At 47.4% G+C, this 20,355-nt stretch carries 18 protein-coding genes; 6 read left to right on the forward strand and 12 right to left on the reverse strand.

Annotated features, from left to right (window positions below; all coding sequences use genetic code 11):
* Positions 1–96: 96 nt before the first annotated feature.
* Positions 97–2,043 (reverse strand): LPXTG cell wall anchor domain-containing protein, encoded by a 1,947-nt coding sequence (locus AC0THY_RS19180; RefSeq protein WP_489992185.1) that lies wholly within the window; start codon positions 2,041–2,043, stop codon positions 97–99.
* Positions 2,044–2,422: 379 nt separating this feature from the next.
* Here AC0THY_RS19180 and AC0THY_RS19185 point away from each other — a divergent pair, with 379 nt between their 5' ends.
* Positions 2,423–3,718, forward strand: coding sequence for an HlyC/CorC family transporter (locus tag AC0THY_RS19185; RefSeq protein ID WP_489992186.1), 1,296 nt, complete (start codon positions 2,423–2,425; stop codon positions 3,716–3,718).
* A 91-nt stretch (positions 3,719–3,809) separates the two neighbouring features.
* Here the strand turns inward: AC0THY_RS19185 and AC0THY_RS19190 are convergent, their stop codons facing one another.
* The 6 genes from AC0THY_RS19190 to AC0THY_RS19215 form a co-directional block, all read right to left on the reverse strand.
* The gene (locus AC0THY_RS19190) at positions 3,810–4,949 is read right to left on the reverse strand and encodes an aldo/keto reductase (protein ID WP_489992187.1); all 1,140 of its coding nucleotides are present in this window, start codon (positions 4,947–4,949) and stop codon (positions 3,810–3,812) included.
* Positions 4,950–5,041: 92 nt separating this feature from the next.
* Positions 5,042–6,472 (reverse strand): HAMP domain-containing sensor histidine kinase, encoded by a 1,431-nt coding sequence (locus AC0THY_RS19195; RefSeq protein ID WP_489992188.1) that lies wholly within the window; start codon positions 6,470–6,472, stop codon positions 5,042–5,044.
* 1 nt (position 6,473) lies between these two features.
* Complete coding sequence (locus AC0THY_RS19200; RefSeq protein WP_489992189.1) at positions 6,474–7,172, reverse strand: response regulator transcription factor; 699 nt, start codon at positions 7,170–7,172, stop codon at positions 6,474–6,476.
* Between the two features lie 15 nt (positions 7,173–7,187).
* Complete coding sequence (locus tag AC0THY_RS19205) at positions 7,188–7,946, reverse strand: lantibiotic immunity ABC transporter MutG family permease subunit (protein ID WP_489992190.1); 759 nt, start codon at positions 7,944–7,946, stop codon at positions 7,188–7,190.
* Entirely contained in the window at positions 7,943–8,695 is a 753-nt protein-coding gene (locus AC0THY_RS19210) for a lantibiotic immunity ABC transporter MutE/EpiE family permease subunit (RefSeq protein WP_489992191.1), read from the reverse strand. The genes AC0THY_RS19205 and AC0THY_RS19210 overlap by 4 nt, the downstream gene beginning before the upstream one ends.
* Positions 8,692–9,396: a lantibiotic protection ABC transporter ATP-binding protein gene (locus tag AC0THY_RS19215; protein WP_489992192.1), complete on the reverse strand. Its 705-nt coding sequence runs from the start codon at positions 9,394–9,396 to the stop codon at positions 8,692–8,694. The genes AC0THY_RS19210 and AC0THY_RS19215 overlap by 4 nt, the downstream gene beginning before the upstream one ends.
* A gap of 217 nt (positions 9,397–9,613) precedes the next feature.
* On the opposite strand from AC0THY_RS19215, the gene AC0THY_RS19220 reads away from it, so the two are divergent.
* The 4 genes from AC0THY_RS19220 to AC0THY_RS19235 all read left to right on the forward strand — a co-directional run bounded on the left by AC0THY_RS19220 (position 9,614) and on the right by AC0THY_RS19235 (position 14,239).
* On the forward strand, positions 9,614–10,276 hold the full coding sequence (locus tag AC0THY_RS19220; RefSeq protein ID WP_489992193.1) for a response regulator transcription factor: 663 nt from the start codon (positions 9,614–9,616) through the stop codon (positions 10,274–10,276).
* The gene (locus AC0THY_RS19225) at positions 10,273–11,292 is read left to right on the forward strand and encodes a sensor histidine kinase (protein WP_489992194.1); all 1,020 of its coding nucleotides are present in this window, start codon (positions 10,273–10,275) and stop codon (positions 11,290–11,292) included. The genes AC0THY_RS19220 and AC0THY_RS19225 overlap by 4 nt, the downstream gene beginning before the upstream one ends.
* A gap of 149 nt (positions 11,293–11,441) precedes the next feature.
* Positions 11,442–12,215: an ABC transporter ATP-binding protein gene (locus tag AC0THY_RS19230; RefSeq protein WP_489992195.1), complete on the forward strand. Its 774-nt coding sequence runs from the start codon at positions 11,442–11,444 to the stop codon at positions 12,213–12,215.
* Positions 12,209–14,239, forward strand: a complete 2,031-nt coding sequence (locus AC0THY_RS19235) for an FtsX-like permease family protein (protein WP_489992196.1) — start codon at positions 12,209–12,211, stop codon at positions 14,237–14,239. The genes AC0THY_RS19230 and AC0THY_RS19235 overlap by 7 nt, the downstream gene beginning before the upstream one ends.
* Positions 14,240–14,300: 61 nt before the next feature.
* On the opposite strand, the gene AC0THY_RS19240 is transcribed toward AC0THY_RS19235, so the two are convergent.
* On the reverse strand, positions 14,301–15,287 hold the full coding sequence (locus AC0THY_RS19240) for a diaminopimelate dehydrogenase (RefSeq protein ID WP_489992197.1): 987 nt from the start codon (positions 15,285–15,287) through the stop codon (positions 14,301–14,303).
* Positions 15,288–15,676: 389 nt separating this feature from the next.
* On the opposite strand from AC0THY_RS19240, the gene AC0THY_RS19245 reads away from it, so the two are divergent.
* Positions 15,677–16,129 (forward strand): transposase, encoded by a 453-nt coding sequence (locus tag AC0THY_RS19245; protein WP_489992198.1) that lies wholly within the window; start codon positions 15,677–15,679, stop codon positions 16,127–16,129.
* Positions 16,130–16,474: 345 nt separating this feature from the next.
* Here the strand turns inward: AC0THY_RS19245 and AC0THY_RS19250 are convergent, their stop codons facing one another.
* The 4 genes from AC0THY_RS19250 to AC0THY_RS19265 all read right to left on the reverse strand — a co-directional run bounded on the left by AC0THY_RS19250 (position 16,475) and on the right by AC0THY_RS19265 (position 20,342).
* The gene (locus tag AC0THY_RS19250; RefSeq protein WP_489992199.1) at positions 16,475–17,215 is read right to left on the reverse strand and encodes an ATP-binding cassette domain-containing protein; all 741 of its coding nucleotides are present in this window, start codon (positions 17,213–17,215) and stop codon (positions 16,475–16,477) included.
* Positions 17,216–17,226: 11 nt separating this feature from the next.
* Positions 17,227–18,762: an ABC transporter permease/substrate-binding protein gene (locus tag AC0THY_RS19255; RefSeq protein WP_489992200.1), complete on the reverse strand. Its 1,536-nt coding sequence runs from the start codon at positions 18,760–18,762 to the stop codon at positions 17,227–17,229.
* A 1-nt stretch (position 18,763) separates the two neighbouring features.
* Entirely contained in the window at positions 18,764–19,375 is a 612-nt protein-coding gene (locus AC0THY_RS19260) for a pyridoxamine 5'-phosphate oxidase family protein (RefSeq protein WP_489992201.1), read from the reverse strand.
* A gap of 157 nt (positions 19,376–19,532) precedes the next feature.
* Positions 19,533–20,342, reverse strand: coding sequence for a sigma-70 family RNA polymerase sigma factor (locus tag AC0THY_RS19265; RefSeq protein ID WP_489992202.1), 810 nt, complete (start codon positions 20,340–20,342; stop codon positions 19,533–19,535).
* Positions 20,343–20,355 lie beyond the last annotated feature (13 nt).

Raw genomic sequence — 20,355 nt, forward strand, 5'->3', positions numbered from 1 at the left:
AAAAACAGCGCCGCTGTTTTGTAACAGACCCAACTGGGGAGCCTTATTTATTCGTATATAACTGTTCAGTGCTAAATGCGCAGATCTGTCAAATAGTTACTTTCGTTTCTTTTTTAATACAATTGTACCTGCAAGAACCAGGAGTGCAACCACAGCTGCGACTACTAGAGGCCATACCTCTGTGGTATCTCCGGTATTTACCGCCACATTAGCCGTTGATCCCGAACTTACGGAACTGCTGTAACTGTTGTTTCCCTGTCCACTGCTTCCCGTACTGCCTGAAGAACTGCCTGAAGAACTGCCTGAACTGCTGCCTGAGCTGCTTCCCCCCGACGTACTGCCGCCGGTGGAGGTACCGCTGCCTGAACTGCCTACCCCCGAGCTTACACCCACACCTGTGATTACGGTGCTTCCTGCCACACTGAAGGGACTGAAGGAACTTGTCTCAAAGCTCATAAGGTTTCCTCTGATCACTGGCTTGATTGTCTCAACAGATCCATCTGATTTATAATGAAAGATCGTAAACTCTCCATCTATCTCCACATCCGGAATGGGCATAGTCACTGTCACACTTTCCCCTTCCGGAAGCGCATAGGCCTCATCGGTGTAAAGATTCCACAGCTTCAATTCATAGGGGACCAGAACTTTGAGTCCCTGCTCCTCGTCCGCACTCACATCCACCAGAGAAACCCGAAACTGCACATACCATGGCAGATTCCCGTACACAGTGACTCCCAACTGTGTGTGATTGTACGCTGCCGCCATCTCCTGGGCTGACTGGAGCAATTTCATTGTGTCAGGCGCAATTGCCGCCTTCTCTGCCTCGCTGAGCGCCTCATAAGCCTTGGTAACCTGTACAACGGAATCTATGTCATCTCTGGAGTGTACGCTCAGTGCAATCACTGCCCTGTCCAGTGCAATGACTTCCTGGCTCATCACAGCCATTGACGGGGATTCGCTTTGTCCGTCTTGGCTGCCCGATCCTTTTCCTGACTCCGGCTCTTTCGTGACACCGCCACCGCTCTGGGAGTTCCCGTTTCCATCCTTTCCGGTCTCCGGCTGGCTGGTCTCACTCTGATTTGTCTGCGGCTGGCCATTTCCATCTTTTCCTGTTTCCGGCTGGCTGGTCTCATTCTGCCCCATCTGGCCCTGACCGGCTCCATCTTTACCGGTCTCTGGCTGGCTGGTCTCGCTCTGACCGTTTCCGTCTTTTCCGGTCTCTGGCTGGCTGGTCTCGCTCTGATTTGTCTGCGGCTGACCGGTCTCACCTTTTCCCGTCTCAGACTGGCCGGTCTCACTCTGACTTGTCTGCGGCTGGTCATTCTCACCTTTTCCCGTCTCGGACTGGCCGGTCTCGCTCTGACCTGTCTGGGACGGATTGTCATGGTCTTTTCCGGTCTCGCTTTGACTGGTTTCACTCTGACCGTTTCCATCTTTTCCTGTCTCTGTCTGACCTGTACCGCTTTGACTGGTTTCGGACTGGCCGGTCTCATCTTTGTTGGAATCTTCACTCTCTGTCTTTGGTTTTTCCGCAGCTCCAGCCACCAGGTTTCCATCCAGATAGGTGGAACCCTGACCGCCTGTGTAGACGCATCCCACTCCCGTGGAACTTCCCTCCACCTGAAGGGACACGCTGCTGTCCAGCTTCAGAACGCCATTGTTTGAAATCAGGGTACTGTTGTGCCCCACAATTACAATATTATTAAGCGTTAGCTCTCCGCCCTGCGCAACTTCAAACACAGGGCCTTCTAAATCCTCCGCTGCTTTTAAAACAATTCCGCTGTTCAGGGAATAGCTTCTCTCCCCTGACACATAAATGGTACTGGTCACCACAATCGTACCGCCCTCCGGCAGCATGTCCTGCGCCGCGTAAAGTGAACTCAAAGGACTGGCACTGTCTCCGCTCCCCCCGCTAGTGCCGTTCCCTCCTGCAAATACCGTATTCGCAGCGCTCCCCACTGCCTGTGAAGGTACATTCGGTATGCCGGATAACACAAGAGCGCCAATCATTGCACAAGCCAACAGCCTGGATCTCTTTCTCATAATCTGTCTCCTCCTAATTTTTTTATACAACCCTTTATTCCCGCGAGGGTCAGCACCCCCGCGGCCCTTCAAATTTGATGCCTTGCTGCTTACAGCGGGGGGTGCTGACTATGTAATGCGGCAGCGATCTCCCTGCCGCTGACGCAAAATCTCCAAGTGGAATTTATTATAACACAATTCTACAAATACTGACAAGTATTTATTACAGAAATGTTAAGATTTATTTGCATTATTTTTGACTTCTTGCATTTGTACAGGAAATATTGTATATTCATCCATATATAGGATACCGGGGTCAAAATACCTTTTGACCCCAACATCACATATATCCTCAGTATACAGGAGGACACACACCAATTGATTAGGAGATGATGTATTTTTGGATTCAGGGGTCGCCATACAGTTTGGCATATTAATTATTTTGATCCTTCTGTCCGCATTTTTTTCGTCGGCAGAGACAGCACTGACAACAATAAACAAAATTAAAATAATGGGTTTGGCTGAGGAGGGCAGCAAAAGGGCAAAAACGGTTTTAAAAGTTACAGAGGACTCTGGCAAAATGTTAAGTGCCATTCTAATTGGTAACAATATTGTAAATCTTTCTGCAGCCTCTCTGACTACAACCATCGCCTTAGATATCTGGGGGAATGCTGCCATAGCCATTGCCAGTGGTGTGCTCACAGTCTTGATTCTGATTTTTGGTGAGATTACGCCCAAGACTTTGGCTACCATTCACTCAGAGAAACTCTCGCTCACCTACGCAGGTGTTATCCTCTTCTTAATGAGGGTCCTCACCCCTGTTATCTTTATCATCAACCAGCTTTCCATGCTGGTGCTCAGAGCGATGAGGGTAGATCCCTCCGCAAAGCTCAGCACCATGACAGAGCATGAGCTTCGCACCCTAGTGGATGTCAGTCACGAGGACGGAGTCATTGAGAGCGAAGAACGCCAGATGATTTACAACGTGTTTGACTTTGGCGATTCACAGGCCAGGGATATTATGGTTCCCAGAGTGGACATGGTATCTATTGATGTGAACAGTACTTATGAGAAAATCATTGACATCTTCAAACAGGAAAAGTTCACCCGGCTTCCCGTCTACGAGGGCAGCACAGACAATGTGATCGGGGTGATCAATGTGAAAGACCTGCTCTTTCACAATTCTGCTGAAGACTTTTCCGTCCGCAGCATAATGAGAGAACCTTACTTTACGTATGAATATAAAAAGACCTCCGAACTTATGGTGGAGATGCGCCAGGATTCCATCAACTTTACCATTGTCCTGGACGAATACGGCGCCACAGCCGGACTAATCACTCTGGAGGATCTTCTGGAGGAGATCGTCGGTGAGATCCGGGATGAGTATGACAAGGACGAAGAGGAACTGATCCGCCAGCTCAATGATAGGGAAGTAATTGTGGAAGGTTCCCTGAAGCTGGACGATTTAAACGATGCCCTTGGGCTGGATCTGGACTCTGAGGATTACGACTCCGTAGGTGGATATGTAATCGAACGGCTGGACCATCTGCCAAAGGCCGGGGAATTTATCGTTGATGACAACGGAATTCGCATGGTCGTGGATTCTGTAGACAAAAACCGAATCGACAAGGTACACCTCTATTTACCAGAAACCAGCGCCAAAGCTGACTCCAGCATGAAAGAGGCAGACATCTGATCCCAAAACATACCAAAACGACCGGGTCATTTTTCAAAAATGACCCGGTCGTTTTGGACATACAATATGTTACATGTGTAGTTTGGGATCTCTACAGTCCTGCAGGCTGGTTCAGTTTTTTCACGAAATCTGCCATAGCATCTGCAATTCCCAGCTGCTGAGGACAGACTGCCTCACAGCTTCTGCATCCCACACAGGCGCCGGGGCGCTTTTCTTCCTGGAGCGCATCCACTGCCATATGGGTGATCAGTCCATTTGCGAAGCGGGTTTCATTGTAGAGAGCCAGCAGGGTGGGGATATCCAGCCCCTGGGGACAGTGGGTGACACAGTAACGGCAGGCAGTACACGGCAGGATATCGAGCATACTGTCTGTTACTTCCATGAGTGCCTCCATCTCTTTGCCGTACACTGGCTTCTCCTCTGAAAACGTTGCTATATTCTCTTTCATCTGTTCAAGGTTGGACATGCCCGAGAGTACCATTGTGACACCGGGGACAGCCTGTAGAAAGCGAAATGCCCATGCCGGTATACCTTCTTCGGGACGCAGAGCTTTTAATTTCTCTTCATTCTCCTTGGAAAGTGATGCCAGGCTTCCCCCTCTCAATGGTTCCATCACCCAGATTGGAATTTTATACTCATTGAGCAGATCCACCTTTGCCCTGGCATCCTGCAGCTTCCAGTCCAGGTAATTCAGCTGAATCTGACAGAATTCCATATGCTCCCCGTAGGCTTCCAGGAATCGTTTCATAGTGTCATACCGGCCATGTGCGGAGAAGCCCAGATGACGGATTCTTCCCGCCTCTTTCTGCTTCATCAGATAGTCCATAATGCCGTACTTTTCATCCAAATAAGGATCGATGTTCTTCTCATAGACGTTGTGGAACAGATAAAAATCAAAATATTCCACTCCGCATTTCTTCAGCTGTTCCTCAAAGATCGCTTCGGCCTTATCCATATTTGACAAATCATAGCCCGGAAATTTTGTAGCCAGATAGTAGCTGTCCCTGGGATACCTGGACAACACCTTTCCGATCACAACCTCCGACTGCCCGTCATGATAACCATAGGCAGTGTCAAAGTAGTTAACTCCGTTATCCAGCGCGCAGGCAACCATCTCTGCTGTCTTCTCTTCGTCAATAAGGGCGTCCGGTCCGCTCTCCGCCAGCGGCAGGCGCATGGTTCCAAATCCCAATGCAGATAATTCTAAATCCTGAAACTTTTTATATACCATATCCGTTCCTCCTAAATACTGTCACTTTCCCAGTATGTGCGTTTTCATGGTTCCAGGATATTATATTCCTTGGAGTGAACTCCATGTCAAGTTCAATCGCTGCGCGCTGTATAAAACAAGACACACGCCCCTCCGCCTGCCGCATTTTTTATCTTTACATCCCCTCCCAGCAACTCTGCCAACTGCTTAACAATATGCAGGCCAAGTCCGGAGTGTCCGCCTTTGGTTTGCCGCGCCTCATCCCCCCGGTAAAACTTTTCAAATGCTTTTTCCATATCTTTTGCGCTGAACCCCATGCCTGTATCACAAATAGAATAATAGAGATACCTCTCATCTGACTTTACAGCAATGTCAATCCTGCCACCAGCCGGCGTATACTGCAGACTATTTTCCACAATGTTGTCAAGTATTCTTTCCACCTTATCAATATCCGTAAGAACCGGCACCGGTATACTGTCTGCTACTGAGAGAGTCACCTCTATTCCCTTTTGTTTTGCCTGCAATGCATATCCACAGGCTTTCCGCCCCAGGAATCCCTTTAAATCCACATGCTGGCGCACTACGCTGACGCTGGAATTATCCAGGTCCGTGGTATACTGCATTTGCTGAACCAGGGAGACACTTTTTTCAATATTTTCTTCTATCACAGAGAGATATTGGCGCTGTTCGTCATCCACTTGGGTATCATCCGACAGCGCTTCTGCGTATACCTTGATAATGGAAATAGGAGATTTTAAATCATGGGCCAGTGCTTCCACCATTTCAACACGCTCCTGTTCCAACCGCCATTGTGCAGACAGTGATTTCTGAAGTTCTTCCTTCATCTCCGAAAAAGCAGTGCAGAGTTCCCCCAGTTCATTGTCGGAGTGGTAATTAATCTCAAAATCAAGATTTTTCTTTTTGATCTGATGTGAACCATCCACTAAGATTTTCAGCGGATACGTGATTTTTTTCGCAAAAATATTGGAAAACAAAACCGTAAAGATGATTAAATACAGAAAGGGCGAGAGCAGTGCCGCTATAATTGCGATACTGGTCCACGTCTTTCGCCTATTTGCAGCTGACAAACTCAGCTTATAGATGAATGAAACCGCACCGGCAATTTTCTGATCCTCATCCATTACAGGCACTGCATAAACGTAATACCCTGAAATTAAAAATGTGGTATTAAATCTCTGGAGCATCTGTTCCCCGGTTTCAAATATTTTGTCTTTATATGTGCCATATAAAATATTATTTTGGCTATCCACAACCTGATAAAAAAATTCTTCTCCCTGCATCCTCTTTCTAAGTTCCGCCTCGTAAGAGGCAGATAAAACGGATGCCTTTGCTTCCCGGACAGCTCTTTCAATATGGGGAATCTGCTTTTCATAATAGTTTTCGGGATACACTTTATTCGTATTCAAGGCACGCATAAACAACACAGCAACAACAATATAGGTGATTAGCGAGGCAAGGATACTCGATAGAACGATCAAAGTCAGCATGATACGAAACTGAGTGGCCAGCGGACGATTTTTCATGTCAGTCATCTCCTCTCTTCCATTTGTATCCCACTCCCCAGACAGTGGAAATGTATTGGACACAGGGATTTACCGCTGTAAATTTGGCTCTGATTTTTTTGATGCGTTCAACCACTGTGGTATTATCCCCCGCGCCATCATATCCCCAGACTTTTTCATAGATTTGTTCTTTCGTAAACACCTGTTCCGGGTGCAGGGCAAGAAATTCTACGATATTATATTCGATTTTGGTAAGGGGAATCTCTGTCTCTCCGATTTTCACATTTCGTCCCTGTATATCCAATAACAAGTTTCCAAAATGCAGCTTCGTTCTCTTGTGCTCCAGATTGATATACTGTGAACGTTTTTCACGTCGCAGGTTCGCTTCGATTCTTGCAAGCAGCTCCCTCAGCCCAAAAGGCTTTGTGATATAATCATCGCCTCCCAGCGTAAAGCTTTTGATTTTGTCCGTTTCCGACTGCTTTGCACTCAGGAAAATAATGGGACACTGTACCTCATTCCTTATGGTACGGCACACCTCATATCCATCGGCCCCGGGCATCATAATGTCAAGCAATATTAAGTCCGGCTGTGTTTTGGATAATTCAATGCCTTTTATCCCGTCATATGCCGCCAATACATTGTGCCCCATTGATTTTAATTTTTTCTCCAGTATAGAGACCAGATCCATTTCATCGTCAATCACTAAAATGGTACTCAATTCCTACCTCCTCCGCTATTCGCTGTACTTTCCTCCTTCCCATTTATGAAACCAAAGTATGCCTCCGGTCAAAAACAGGATGAGGGTAAAGATACTCAGAAATATTTCTGTAATAAACTGTGCGGCTGTTTTCCATATTATTTCCCCGGATGAAAGAGAAAATATCATTGGAAACATCGCCATTTTGACAGGCCATGCCCAGGGGACAAACATCCATACCTTGTTGCCCAGACTGGTTGCCCCGATCAGAGCTGCCACTAAGATACCGCACATGCCGATTCCGATAGACGCCCCCATCCCCCACAGAAAGCTGGCCCATAGATGGATAGCCAATATTGGAAGTACACCCATTATCGCAAACAGAGAAGCCAATAAAAAGAGGGAACTATCCCCCCTGTCCGGCATCAGTAAACCCATTCCCAAGCTCAAAACCAGTGCCGAGATCAGGGTACAGGCAGCCATACAAAAAGTCAGCAGGAAAAACTTGCCGAAGTACAGTTTTGTCCTGGAGACTTGAGTATTCAGCAATCCATTGAAACAACCGGCCAGCTCTTCTTCATGTACCAGATATCCTGACAGCAGCCCGGCGCCTAACGGCATAATGATTGCTGTCCAGACCGTGAAAAATCCTTCGTATATAAAATCAGAAGATAAGTCCGTCCGGTACATCATATATGTAATTACGCAACATGCAATGAGTACGGGCAGAAAAAAGGTGATCCAGCGGACCGCCGTACGTTTTGTTTTCATCCACTCTGATAAGAATAACCTCATTTTACTTCCCTCCTGCGAAACCAAACTCCTGTAATGATGGTGGCGGCAAAAAACATAATGACAGATAAAATCATCCCAACAGGTACCACAGAAGTATCACGAAGCGGACTCCCCGCCCCCAGAAAAGTGCCGTTGGGGTGCACGCCTATAATTGGACACATCAGTCTGGTTGCCCAACTCCAGGGAACAGCATACCAGAAATCCGACGGTGCTGCAAGAACACCTGCCATCATTCCCGCAAACGCAAGCCCAATACTCAGGAAGACACCTTTCCATGTAGCAGCCCACAGTTGTATGGGAATAAGTGCAAGGGAAGCCAGCCAGCACACAAAACTTCCCTCAACAATCTGACGAACCGGCATTTTGCCCTTTGAAGTCAAATAGCCTGATATCACCACTGCTGCAATTAAGACCAATGCAGAAAGGAAACTGTAAATGGCCATTGCGGTTACTTTATAGACCCAGATGGTTACCGGCGATACATTATGTGCAAGCAGTGCACGGTAATCCCCTGACTTTTTTTCCTGAGCAGCAACCAAAACAGAAAAAATCCCCATACCCAGCGGTAAAAAAATAAATGGCCACCAGTTAAATACCAAGACAGTCACACCTTCCCAAGACGAAGAAAAGTCTGGTATAGCCAGTCTGATTGCCAGGGAGTACAGGACAAAAAAGAGTGGGATAAAAACAATCAAATTTTTCGTAAATGTCCTTTTATATTTTAGGAGTTCTGATTTCAGTCCATTCATATTTTTTTGCCTCCGTTCAAAATAGTACTTGTAAAAAATGCCTCTAAGTTCTCCTCCGGGGAGGGTACCCCCTGAAAGAGCAATCTCCCGCCGCTGATGATTCCGATTTCATCTATGACCTGTTCCACTTCCGATAAAATATGGCTTGACAAAATCACGGTGATTCCTCTGTCGGGGAATGAAGCGATCAAGTCCCTTAATTCCTGTATTCCAAACGGGTCCAGGCCGTTTGTGGGCTCATCGAAAATCAGCAGCTTAGGATGGTTTAAAAGCGCAATCGCAATCCCCAGCCTCTGTTTCATACCCATTGAAAATTGGGAAGCTTTCTTCTTCCCGGTATCCTTTAAACGGACTATATCCAGTACCTCTGGAATCCTGGACCTGGTAATACCTAGAAGCTTTGTGTGCACCAGCAGATTTTCTTCTGCTGTGAGGTTCCCGTAAAGAGCAGGCGCCTCAATCAGGGAGCCTATCCTTGAAAGCGATTCGCGTTTCCAGGGCTTCCCGTCAAAAAAGATCTGCCCTTCCGTGGGATAAAGCAGTCCGACAATCATTTTTAAAGTCGTTGATTTGCCCGCCCCATTAGGGCCAAGAAGTCCGTAAATGGTATTTCTTTTAATTTGAAGCGAAATATTGTCAACCGCGCGCTGCTTTCCATACTGCTTTGTCAAATTTTTTGTTTCCAAAATAAAATCTCCCATATCTGTTCATCCTCTCTAAAAACGCTAATCTATTCTTACATTGACTATCTTAGCATAAGAAAATAACCATTTCATAACAGGCAATACTATTCAAGATGAGAGTTTTTCTTGTTTTCTTCGTCCGGAAGAAATATAATTCTTAGTGAAAGGCACCAGGAGGCAAAATACCTTCTGACCCCAACATCAACTTATAGGAGTATAAAAAAGGAGTTCTAGATTGAAAAAGATATTGATAATAGAAGACGACACGTTCATCCGCGAGGAGCTGAAGACCCTTTTATCAAATGCCGGCTATTGTGTTGCGTGCATTGTGAACTATCATGATACGCTGCAGCAAATCAAGTCCGTCAGCCCGGATTTGATTCTGCTGGATATCAATCTTCCAGGCCAGGATGGCTTCCGCCTTTGTTCCTCCATCCGCAGTTTTACGTCCACACCTATACTATTCATTTCCGGGCGCAGTACGGCTATGGATGAACTGCAGGCACTGACGCTTGGAGGGGACGACTATATTGCCAAGCCCTATAACATCCCCATCCTGCTTGCCAGAATCAGCCTGCTTCTTAAGAGAAGCGCCCCCCAGTCTCCCGAATCTCTTGAATATAAAAACATTCAGATCCATCCCATCGCAGGAACCATCGCCTATGATGGGAAAGAACTTGAGCTGACCAAAACAGAACTGAAAATCATGTGTTATCTATTTAAGCATCCCGGTGTAATTGTTTCGAGAATGGATTTGATTGAGTATCTGTGGGACCAGGAAATTCATATTGATGACAATACCTTAAGTGTCCATATTATGAGAATACGTGAGAAATTACAGCAATTGGGAATTGATCAGTTGATCCAGACGAAAAGGGGCATGGGATATAAAATATGAACATCACAGACTACATTAATGAAAAAAAGAGGCTTCTGTTGATCTGCCTTTTTGGGGCGTTCTTCTTCTCAATCCTGCTGGTACTGTTTGGACTGGGGATATCGGAACTGGTTTTATTGTGGATCTTCTATGTAATCTTTGTGAGCACATTCCTGCTCTTAGATTACCTTCGCTGCCGGAAACGGATTACCTACCTGCTGTCACTATCTGAATCCTTGAATCCAAAGTATTTACTTGCAGAGGTAGCCAAAAAACCGGACTCTTTTTTGGAACAGCTTTATTTTCGCCTCATGAAAACAGCTCTGAAGTCCATGACGGACGAGGTGGCTCACTCTAATCGGCTCAATACAGAGTATCGGGAATATCTGGAGCAATGGATACACGAAATCAAAGTGCCAATTACAGGTATCAAGCTCATATGTGAGAATAACAAGACGGATGAGATAAGAAAAATCATGACACAAACCGAGCTCATAGAATCCGATGTGGAGAAGATACTTTTTTATGCCCGTCTGGGAAGCGCGGAAAAGGATTATCTGATCCGTGAAATCTCTCTGAAGGATTGTGTCAGGAACGTTTTAGCCCAGAATAAGCAGTTTCTGATTCAAAGCGGTGTTTGCATAAGCACGGAAAAGATTTCCCATGTGGTCTGCTCAGACGATAAGTGGATAGAATTTATGCTCATCCAAATAATAAGCAACAGCGTAAAGTACCGCAGCAGCCGCTCCCCTGTCATAGAAATCACATCAGAGGATAAAGGCCGTTTTGTCTCCTTGTCCGTCAAAGACAATGGCGTTGGAATCCGCCAGAGCGAAATCAGCCGAATTTTTGATAAGGGTTTTGTAGGGAGTAACGGAAGAAGCATCCAGAGCTCCACAGGAATTGGCCTGTATCTGTGCAGACAGCTGTGCGATAAGCTGGGCATGGACATTGATGCCGAATCCGTACCTGGTGAGTCCACAACCGTCATGCTTTGCTTTCCCAAGAGCGATCATCTCAACGTAGCCCATATGTAACTTATGAACATACTGGCACAGTAACGTTCATGACGTTATCTTACAAATCTGTTAGATAAAAGGAAAGGACTTCTATACAAAACCGGAGCCATATAGGATAACATTTTGTTAAATCCTATGTAAATCTTATTTAATGGAGGGACAGCTTCATGAACAGCAGAGAGAAACTTTTACTTCAGGTAGACCACGTGGATAAATACTACGGCAGTCAGGGGATTGTCACCAAGGCGCTTAACCAGGTCAGCTTTCATGTGCAGAAAGGCGAGTACATCAGTATCATGGGGGCTTCCGGCTCGGGAAAGACTACGCTGCTCAATTGCATTTCAACCATCGACAGCGCAAGCTCCGGCCATATTTTTTTGGACGGTATGGACATAACAGACATGAAAGAGGAGGAAATGGCTGACTTTCGGCGCAAAAACCTGGGGTTTGTGTTTCAGGACTTCAATCTTCTGGATACGCTGACCCTGGAAGAAAACATTGCGCTCCCCCTGACGATCAATGAACTCGCTCCAGATGAGATTGAGAAGCGGATTACGGAAATTGCGGGAAAACTGCAGATTTCCGACGCGCTCAAAAAATTTCCTTATCAGGTATCCGGAGGCCAGAGGCAGAGATGCGCATTCGCAAGAGCTGTCGTGTGCAGACCCAAATTAATCATTGCGGACGAGCCTACGGGTTCCCTGGATTCCAAGTCCGCTTTTACTCTCCTGGAAGTTATGGCAAGGATGAACGAGGGATCAGGCGCAACGATCCTGATGGTTACCCATGACGCCTTCTGCGCCAGCTACGCGGACCGCATCCTATTCCTGCAGGACGGCAGCATTTTCAATGAAATCCTGAAAGGCGAAAAGAGTAGAAGCTCTTTTTACCATGAAATTCTGGATGTGTTATCCTTGTTGGGAGGTGACAGACAATGCTGATTAAGCTATCATGGCGAAATGCAAAGCGGCAGTCAAAGGACTATCTGCTATATCTGATTACACTGATTTGCTCGGCCTCCTTCCTGTATGCCTTTAACTCACTGGTATTTTCAGATAGTGTAAAAGACATCTCTGAATTGGAAATACTACCCTATTTAATTATCGCTACCTCTCTGCTGATCATTTTCATTTTAGGGTGGATCGTCAGCTATATGATGAGTTATATGCTCAGAAAGCGCAGCAAAGAGTTAAGTATCTATATGGTATCGGGCCTTCCAAATAAAAAAATCCGCCGAATTTTTTTCTGTGAAAACAGCATAATCGGCGGGATTGCCCTGGGAATCGGAATCCTATTTGGCTTACTCCTTGCCCAGCTGCTGGAAGCCGCTCTGCTTCACGTTTTCAGAGAAACCTTTCATCTGGCATTCCGGATATCCCTGCCTGCGCTGGGTCTGACGGCTGTTTACTTCCTGGGAATTTTTCTTTTTGCACTTCTCAGAAACGGCAGATGGATTCGTAAAGCGGGCTTATATGATATGCTGTACTTTGACAAGCAAAAGGAAGGCGGTGCTGTAACAAACAAAGTACTCATCTTTTCCCTGTTTCTGCTGTCCCTGTCTGCAGGCGCGGGAGGATTTCTTACTCTAATATTAAAGCCTTTCCAATACGCATACAATATGCTGGCCGGATTGACCCTTCTTGTCCTTTTCCTGTTTGGATTCTTTATCAGCGTCCCCTCCATTCTCACGGCCTGGTTTGAAAGTAAGAATCTTTGGAAATATAAGCAAAACCGGCTTTTGGAATTTCGGGGATTCCATGCAAAGATCCGGTCCATGAGTGTGGTCATGGGAGTTCTATCCATTATCTTTATGCTCTCCATGATATTTTTTGGTACCGGAATCGCCGCAGGAAAAGTTGCCAGCCAAAGCATTGACTTGAATGTCTTTGACCTTCTCATTCTGCAGAAGGACGGTTCAGAAAATCTCTCCACATTCAGAGACAGCATAAGCCGGGAAACCCCGGTGCGTTCCAGTTACCAGTACCGGATTCTCACGGGCACTGATAAAACTTTTAAAGACATCCGCGACCTGGCTTCACTGGAATCTGGCCATGACGGTGCATCCATCTATGCGGAATATCAGACCGACACCTACATGATGCAGAGTGATTATCTCTATCTCCGCAAAATGCTTGGATATGATTCTGTTAAGCTTGATAGAAATGCCTATTATCTTCACTGTATCCCGGCACTAAAAACAACATTTGAAAGTTATTTGGAGGAAAACGACTCTCTGAAGCTTGGAGGAGAGGTATACGTTTATGGAGATACCTTTACCGAACCCTTTGGGCAGCACGATGCGTATGGCAATGGCTTTAATTATATTCTCATCGTTCCGGACCGCGCAGCTGCGCATCTGCGTGTATTGTACAGCCTGTTTGCCGTGATGACAGAGACTCCATTAAGCGAATCAAAAATTAGCAGTCTGCTTGAGCACAGTGAAAATCTGGCCATACTGAACAGGGAGCTCCTGGTTTCCGGTACTGCTTATGCAAAGGACTTTGCAACCTCTATCATTAAGCCCGATACGGCCTATATTACCGGAAAATGGGCTACCCAGAAGGAATTCTACACCCTGTATTCGTTTTTGCTCTGCTTATTTTATCTGGCCTTTATTCTGGAGATAACCGGGACAGCAATCCTCGCAACACAGGTGCTGGGAGACAGTGACAAGAAGCAGCGGCAGAACAGACTATTGAGCCAGCTTGGAATGAGCAGTAAACAGATCAAATGCCTGGAAATACGCCAGCTTTTGATTCTGTTTGTTCTGCCGGCTCTTCCTGCAATGGCCATAAGCGTCTGCATAATCCAAAACGCTGCAAATGCGATGCAAGTCTCCGGCTTTCCACTCTTCCCAAACAATCTGTGGATGGTTCAAACCGCAGGCTTTTCCATAGTCTTTTTCGTTATACTGTACAGCCTCTACTATGCGGCCGCCCTGATCACCATTCACAAACAAATTTAAGGAGCTTCTGCCCGCAGCGGGACTCCCCAGCCATGGTACAAAAGCTCCTCTATGTTTTTCCTTACAGCAGTTCTGCCCGCAGCTCCTCTGCCGTCTTCATGGATAGCAGGGCAGGCGCAATATCAAACACGGTCCTGGCGCCGGACTCTCCCCGTTTGGCCAGACGGTATGCAGCCCTGGCGTAGCATACCAGAACGCTGGATGTAAACTCCGGATTGGAATCCAGCTTCAGGGAATACTCTATCACATTCTTATTTCCGTCTCTGCCAGTCTCCCCGCTGCGGATCACAAATCCTCCGTGGGGCATACTGCTGTGCTTCTCTTTTAACTCTTCCTCTGAAATAAAGTGTACTGTTGTATCGTAGTCTGCAAAATAGTTAGGCATATTCTGAATGGTCTCTTCGATTTTTTTCTGGTCTGCGCCCTCCTTGGCTACCACATAGCACTCCCTCAGATGCTTTTCCCGTGTGGACAATTGGGGCCCGCTTCCGCTTCTGACCTCCTCCACTGCCCGATCTATGGGAACGGTATACTGGATCGCATTCTTCACGCCATCCACGCGCCGGATGGCATCGGAATGGCCCTGGCTTACGCCCTTTCCCCAGAACGTATAGGTATCCCCCTGCACCAGGATGGATTCCCCATATATTCTGTTCAGAGAGAACATCCCCGGGTCCCAGCCGACAGAGATAATTCCAATATGGCTGCCCTCTTTTGCCGCAGCGTCCACATTTGCAAAATACTCCGGAATTTTTGCATGGGTATCAAAGCTGTCAATGGTGTTAAAACTTCTGGCAACCTCAGGTCCCAGCACCGGCAGATCCGTGGCAGAACCCCCGCACAGAATCATAACATCAATCTCATCTTTCATAGTCAGCATATCATCCATAGATACCACAGGAACACCCTCTGTGGCAATCTTGACCGTCTCCGGAGCACGGCGGGTAAAAACTGCCTTTAGCTGCATGTCTTCATTTCGCTCTATGGCAAGCTCAACCCCGCGACCGATATTCCCGTAACCAACAATTCCTATTTTGATTTTATCCATTGTCTGATCCTCTCCCTTATCATTCTGTTTATAACAGGAACAGTATATCACACTCTTTTCTAATAGCGCAACACCTTAGGACGCTCAGGAAAGCCTTCGCGTCTAAGTTTCCGTAAGCAGAGGATTCCATCTTCATTAAAAACGCACGCCAATTGTCCCCAAAGCATAGCCCTGCGCCGGAGGAAGCTGCTTCTAATCAACGGCAAAGATCGAGTTGACTTTGGGCCTGCAGCCCGTCTTCTAAACTGGTTTAGGGTACTCTCATTTGCACCACCACCTGTCCAGCCGCATTTGGCTGAAGGACGTACAGTAAATTAATAACAGACAGGGTACTGTGCCGTAAATCTATCTGGGAGGTATCATAATGGATAAAATTTACGACAATTGTTGTGGTTGTTGATGTACACAAAAAACTCATTGTTGCTCATAACCTCAAAGCCACCAAGGAACAGATCGTAGACGACCTGAACGGTGTTATGAGCTCTCTCCAGCGCTGGATGATGGAGAAAGTGCTGCGGCACCTTGGCGAGCTCAACGTCCACGTGAAAGAGTTGGATCATGCAATTGACGATTTTATAATGCCGAAAGAAAAACGGGCATCCAAGGCGATTCAGGATGTGATTGGTATGGGAACCAACAGCACCCAGGCCACCATTGCGGTCATCGGGACCGACATAAGCCATTTTCCTACTGACGGGCATATTTCTTCATGGGCCGGGTCATGCCCTGGTGATAACAAGAGCGCGAAAAAGACAACGTCAGGTAAGACCAGGAAAGGGAATGCACTTTTGCGTGAAACGGTGGATTCCGCCGCTAAAAACCCACGTAAAATGTTTGCTTAGAGAGTTGCCAATGCCCGGGTGACTTTATTCTGGAACATAGAAATTCCCTAGAGCTTGTTTAGAGCTAGCCTGAGAAGTACAATCTTCCGGTAAAAAGAAACAGCTTCCTCCGGCGCAGGGCTATGCTTCGTGGACAATTGGCGTGCGTTTTTAGTGGAGATGAAATCCTCTGGTTACGGAAACTTAGAGACGAAGGTTCTCCTGAGTCTCTTAGTTGTAGTTAGCAGATAGTTCATCGGAACGCTGCACGCGTCCACGAAGCATAGCCCTGCGCCGGAGGAAGCGTCCCCCTCAATCTGAAACGCCCCCCATCTAAACTGTTACGACATAAGCATGCACATGGAATTACATTGTGACGGTTGCGTTCTTCACCAGTCTCTGTACAAACTCCGTCCTAGGGCTTTCCAGAATTGCCTCCGGCTTGTCATACTGCAGAATCTTCCCCTGGTCCATCACAAGGACCATGCTCCCCAGCTTCAAGGCCTCGGAAATATCGTGGGTTACAAACAAAATGGTAATCCCTGTCTGCTCATAGATCCTTCCAAGCTCTGTCTGCAGTTGTTCCCTGGTGATCTCATCCACTGCTCCAAAGGGCTCGTCCATCAGCAAAATCTCGGGAGATGCGGCCAGCGCCCTGGCAATTCCCACCCTCTGCTGCTGTCCTCCGGACAACTCCGAGGGATAACGGCTCCTCAATTCCCTCTCCAGGCCTACTATCTCCATCCACTTTTTCACCGCTTGCTTCGTCTTCTTCCTGTCATTCCTGTTTAGCAGATTGGGCACATAGGAAATATTTTTTTCCACTGTCATGTGGGGGAAAAGCACACTTCCCTGTATGGCGTATCCAATGCTTCTCCTCAACTGGATCATATCCTTATCGCCTATGTTTTCCCCGTTCACATACACCTCGCCCGCTGTGGGCGTGACCAGACCGTTTACCATCTTTAAGACCGTTGTCTTTCCGCAGCCCGAGGAGCCGATCATGGTTACAAACTCTCCGGCCTGGACCGACAGGCTAAAATCCTCAAGCACAGTCTTCTCTCCATAACTTTTCTTGATATTCCGAAATTCAATTGCTGTCTTCATATATCTCCCCCCTATCTGACCAGTCCGCAGGTTCTCAGAAAATCCTCCGCAACGGTTCTAGGTTCTTTGCCCTCTGTTTCCACCTGGTAATTCATCTTTGCCATCTCCTCGTCCGTAAATCTGCCCTCCAGCTTGGCAAAAACATCCCCAAGCTCCGGATGCTCCAAAAGGACATCACTGCGTATCACATTCCCGCAGAGATACGAGGGATAAAAATTCTGATCATCCCTTAAAACCTTTACATCGGAAACGCTCAGCTGCCCGTCTGTTGTGAAAATGACCATTACATCTATTTTCCCCTGGTTGACCGCCTGGTACTTCAAGCCAATGTCCAGGTCCATGGTATTCTTAAAATGCAGATCATAAGCCTTGCACAGAGCATCATATCCGTCCTCCCGCTCAAAGAAATCGTATTCCGCGCCGAATACGAGCATAGGTGCAGCCTCTTTTAAATCCGAGTAAGTCTCCAATCCGTACTGCTCGGCCACCTCATTGCGGACTGCCAGTCCATAGGTATTGTTAAACCCGTACATACCGACCCACTGCATTCCCAGGTCTTCTGTGTACTCCCCCTGCATGTCCTCAAACAAGTCCTCTGTATACAGTCCCTCTTTTTTCAGGACCATATTCCACCCTGTCCCTGTATATTCAGGATATAGGTCGAATTCTCCCTTCTCCATGGCAGGCTGAATGTTGGAGGTGCCGCCCCCCACTCCCTGGGTCAGCTCTACCTTCAGATCCGTGTCCTGCTCAATGAGTATATCCAGCATCTCTCCCAGAATATATTGTTCAGTCATGGGTTTGGTCGCAACGTGAATGGTATCCTTCCCTCCGGTGCCGGCGATGCCCACTGCTCCCAGGACAATACACCCTGCCACAGCCCCGAAAGCCCAGATGCGTCTCGTCCTTCTGCCCCTGGTCCCCATACGGCTCATGCTCTTCTCAAGGACTCCCAAAACAAAGTCTACAACAAGGGCCAGCAGGGCAATCAGAAGACTTCCCACCATGGTCATTGACGTATTGTTGGTAGTGATACCCCGGTAGATTGCAACGCCGAGGCCTCCCGCCCCGATAAAGGAGGCGATACCGGCCAGGGCTATGGTCATGGTCACCATGTTTCGGATACCCGACATAATGACCGGCAATGCCAGGGGCAGTTTTATCTTGTACAGAATCTGTACTCTCGTGCTGCCCATCCCCCTGGCAGCCTCCAATATCCCGGGGTCCACGTTTGTGATACCCGTATACGTATTACGTACCATAGGGAGAAGGGCGTAAACCGTCAGCGCAATCACTGCGGTGGCGTTTCCGACTCCGGAAAAGGGGATCAAAAAGCCCAACATGGAGATGGAAGGTATGGTGTAGAGAAAATTGATGACTCCAAGTGTGAGCTTCGCTGTGCTCTGGTACTCACTGATCAGAATGCCCACAATGCCTCCAAACACTATGGCGATCAGGATCGCGATAACAGATATCTCCAGATGTTCCAGCAGCAGTCCCAAAAAGAACCCCTTCCTCTCCCAAAACATCTGCCATATATCCTGCATACTATTCACCCATCCTTTCCACCGCACCCACAGGGCAGTTCTCATAACACAGTCCGCAGTGCAGACAGTGCACCTCGTTTATTCGGTAAGGCATTCCTTCCTTTATACACTGCTGAGGGCAGACCTGTTGGCATGTCCCGCATCCAATACAGCCGGAGCTGATCTGAAATCCCTTCCTCTGCTCAGGCGCCTGTCCCAACACATAGGATTCCCGGAAAACAGGCATTTTACCCAGATCAAAGAATTCCAGGGTACCGCTTTCAATATAAAATGCCTCCAGAATAGATCTGCTGTCCTTTGGATAAACCTCTTTCATGGATGGGTTCTCCTCAAAGATACGGTCAATCCAATACTTTTGTTCCATTACCCTCCTGGCCCTTCCCCAGAGCCTGACCATCTGATACGCAGAATTCATCCCTGTAACGGCCACCTCCTGTGTGCGGATAAGCTGCCTGTAAAAGTCCTTTCCTCTTGCTGTGCAGAAGTACACTCTGTTCTCCTCCACAAGCATGATGTCAATGATACGCACCTGAGGCTTTCCCTCTTCATCCACTGTGGCAAAGGCCACATCCTTGATATCGCGCAATATCTGTAAACATTCTGATCCTGTCACTGTACCTCACCGTCCTTTCTTTTACTCTTTCTCCCATTATAAACACTGCAGACCATTCTGTAAATCAGGCACTCAAAAGTGGGTTCGTATACAAAAGGACTATCCAACCGGCATCAAAATGCCGGATGGGCAGTCCTTTACGGTATCACTGTTCCTTCTAACTTTTCTGTCCCTGCACCTCAATCTCATCTCCAGACATGCGCAGAATATCCTTGATTTCCTCCACAGGCATCTCCAGGTAAGCAGAGAGTTCCTCCAGGGAAACCTTGTGCTCCAAATCCCTTTCCAGGTTCTTAACCGCCTCGTTCAGATGGTTTACTCGCTCCGCAATCTCCTCCGCCATGTGATGCCTATCCTGCTGTTCACTCACAGCCTCCTCCATCGCCTCAGACACAGCCCGGTAAATTCGGGTCCGGTAGGCATTTAAATCTTCCATAACGCTCAGCTGATCCACAGCCATCATAAGCGCCACATTTCCCTCCTGAATCAGATCGCCCAGGGGCAGCTCTCCCATCCGATAAGTCTGGGCCACATCGTACACCGTCTGAAGGTGCAGTTCAACAATCCGCCCCTTTGCCAGACTGTCGCCCTGAGCAGCCCTTATAAACAGGCCGAGTTCCTCATCCTCATCTGCCGGAAGGACGGCCTTTAGATCCTGCAGGTACATTTGCACATATTCGTCTCTGCCTTCCCAGGTCTCCCCGGCCTTTGTTTCCTCCGCAGGGCTCTTCTGTGCTTGGCAAACATTTTCTTTAATGCCGCTTTCTCTGGAATCTCCGGACACATATCCCTCCACCTGGATTTTCTGGCTGATGAGGTACTCGTATACCAGATTCATCTGTTCCTCATTTAAATGTGCATTGCGAAAGAAGTCCTGTACTTCCGCCACCTTAAGACGACTTCCCCGATCGTCCGCCAGCGCTTTGATTTCACTGAGCATTTCCCTGAATATGATTCTCTCCTGCATCTCTTCCTGTTCC

The sequence above is a fragment of the Ruminococcus sp. 8Y-12 genome, from assembly GCF_058119865.1.

Bases quoted from the DNA above. Each gene is read 5' to 3' on its own strand.
- AC0THY_RS19180 (WP_489992185.1), bottom strand. From the start codon at position 2,043: ATGAGAAAGAGATCCAGGCTGTTGGCTTGTGCAATGATTGGCGCTCTT.
- AC0THY_RS19190 (WP_489992187.1), bottom strand. From the start codon at position 4,949: ATGGTATATAAAAAGTTTCAGGATTTAGAATTATCTGCATTGGGATTT.
- AC0THY_RS19195 (WP_489992188.1), bottom strand. From the start codon at position 6,472: ATGAAAAATCGTCCGCTGGCCACTCAGTTTCGTATCATGCTGACTTTG.
- AC0THY_RS19205 (WP_489992190.1), bottom strand. From the start codon at position 7,946: ATGAGGTTATTCTTATCAGAGTGGATGAAAACAAAACGTACGGCGGTC.
- AC0THY_RS19210 (WP_489992191.1), bottom strand. From the start codon at position 8,695: ATGAATGGACTGAAATCAGAACTCCTAAAATATAAAAGGACATTTACG.
- AC0THY_RS19215 (WP_489992192.1), bottom strand. From the start codon at position 9,396: ATGGGAGATTTTATTTTGGAAACAAAAAATTTGACAAAGCAGTATGGA.
- AC0THY_RS19225 (WP_489992194.1), top strand. From the start codon at position 10,273: ATGAACATCACAGACTACATTAATGAAAAAAAGAGGCTTCTGTTGATC.
- AC0THY_RS19230 (WP_489992195.1), top strand. From the start codon at position 11,442: ATGAACAGCAGAGAGAAACTTTTACTTCAGGTAGACCACGTGGATAAA.
- AC0THY_RS19235 (WP_489992196.1), top strand. From the start codon at position 12,209: ATGCTGATTAAGCTATCATGGCGAAATGCAAAGCGGCAGTCAAAGGAC.
- AC0THY_RS19240 (WP_489992197.1), bottom strand. From the start codon at position 15,287: ATGGATAAAATCAAAATAGGAATTGTTGGTTACGGGAATATCGGTCGC.
- AC0THY_RS19250 (WP_489992199.1), bottom strand. From the start codon at position 17,215: ATGAAGACAGCAATTGAATTTCGGAATATCAAGAAAAGTTATGGAGAG.
- AC0THY_RS19255 (WP_489992200.1), bottom strand. From the start codon at position 18,762: ATGCAGGATATATGGCAGATGTTTTGGGAGAGGAAGGGGTTCTTTTTG.
- AC0THY_RS19265 (WP_489992202.1), bottom strand. From the start codon at position 20,342: ATGCAGGAGAGAATCATATTCAGGGAAATGCTCAGTGAAATCAAAGCG.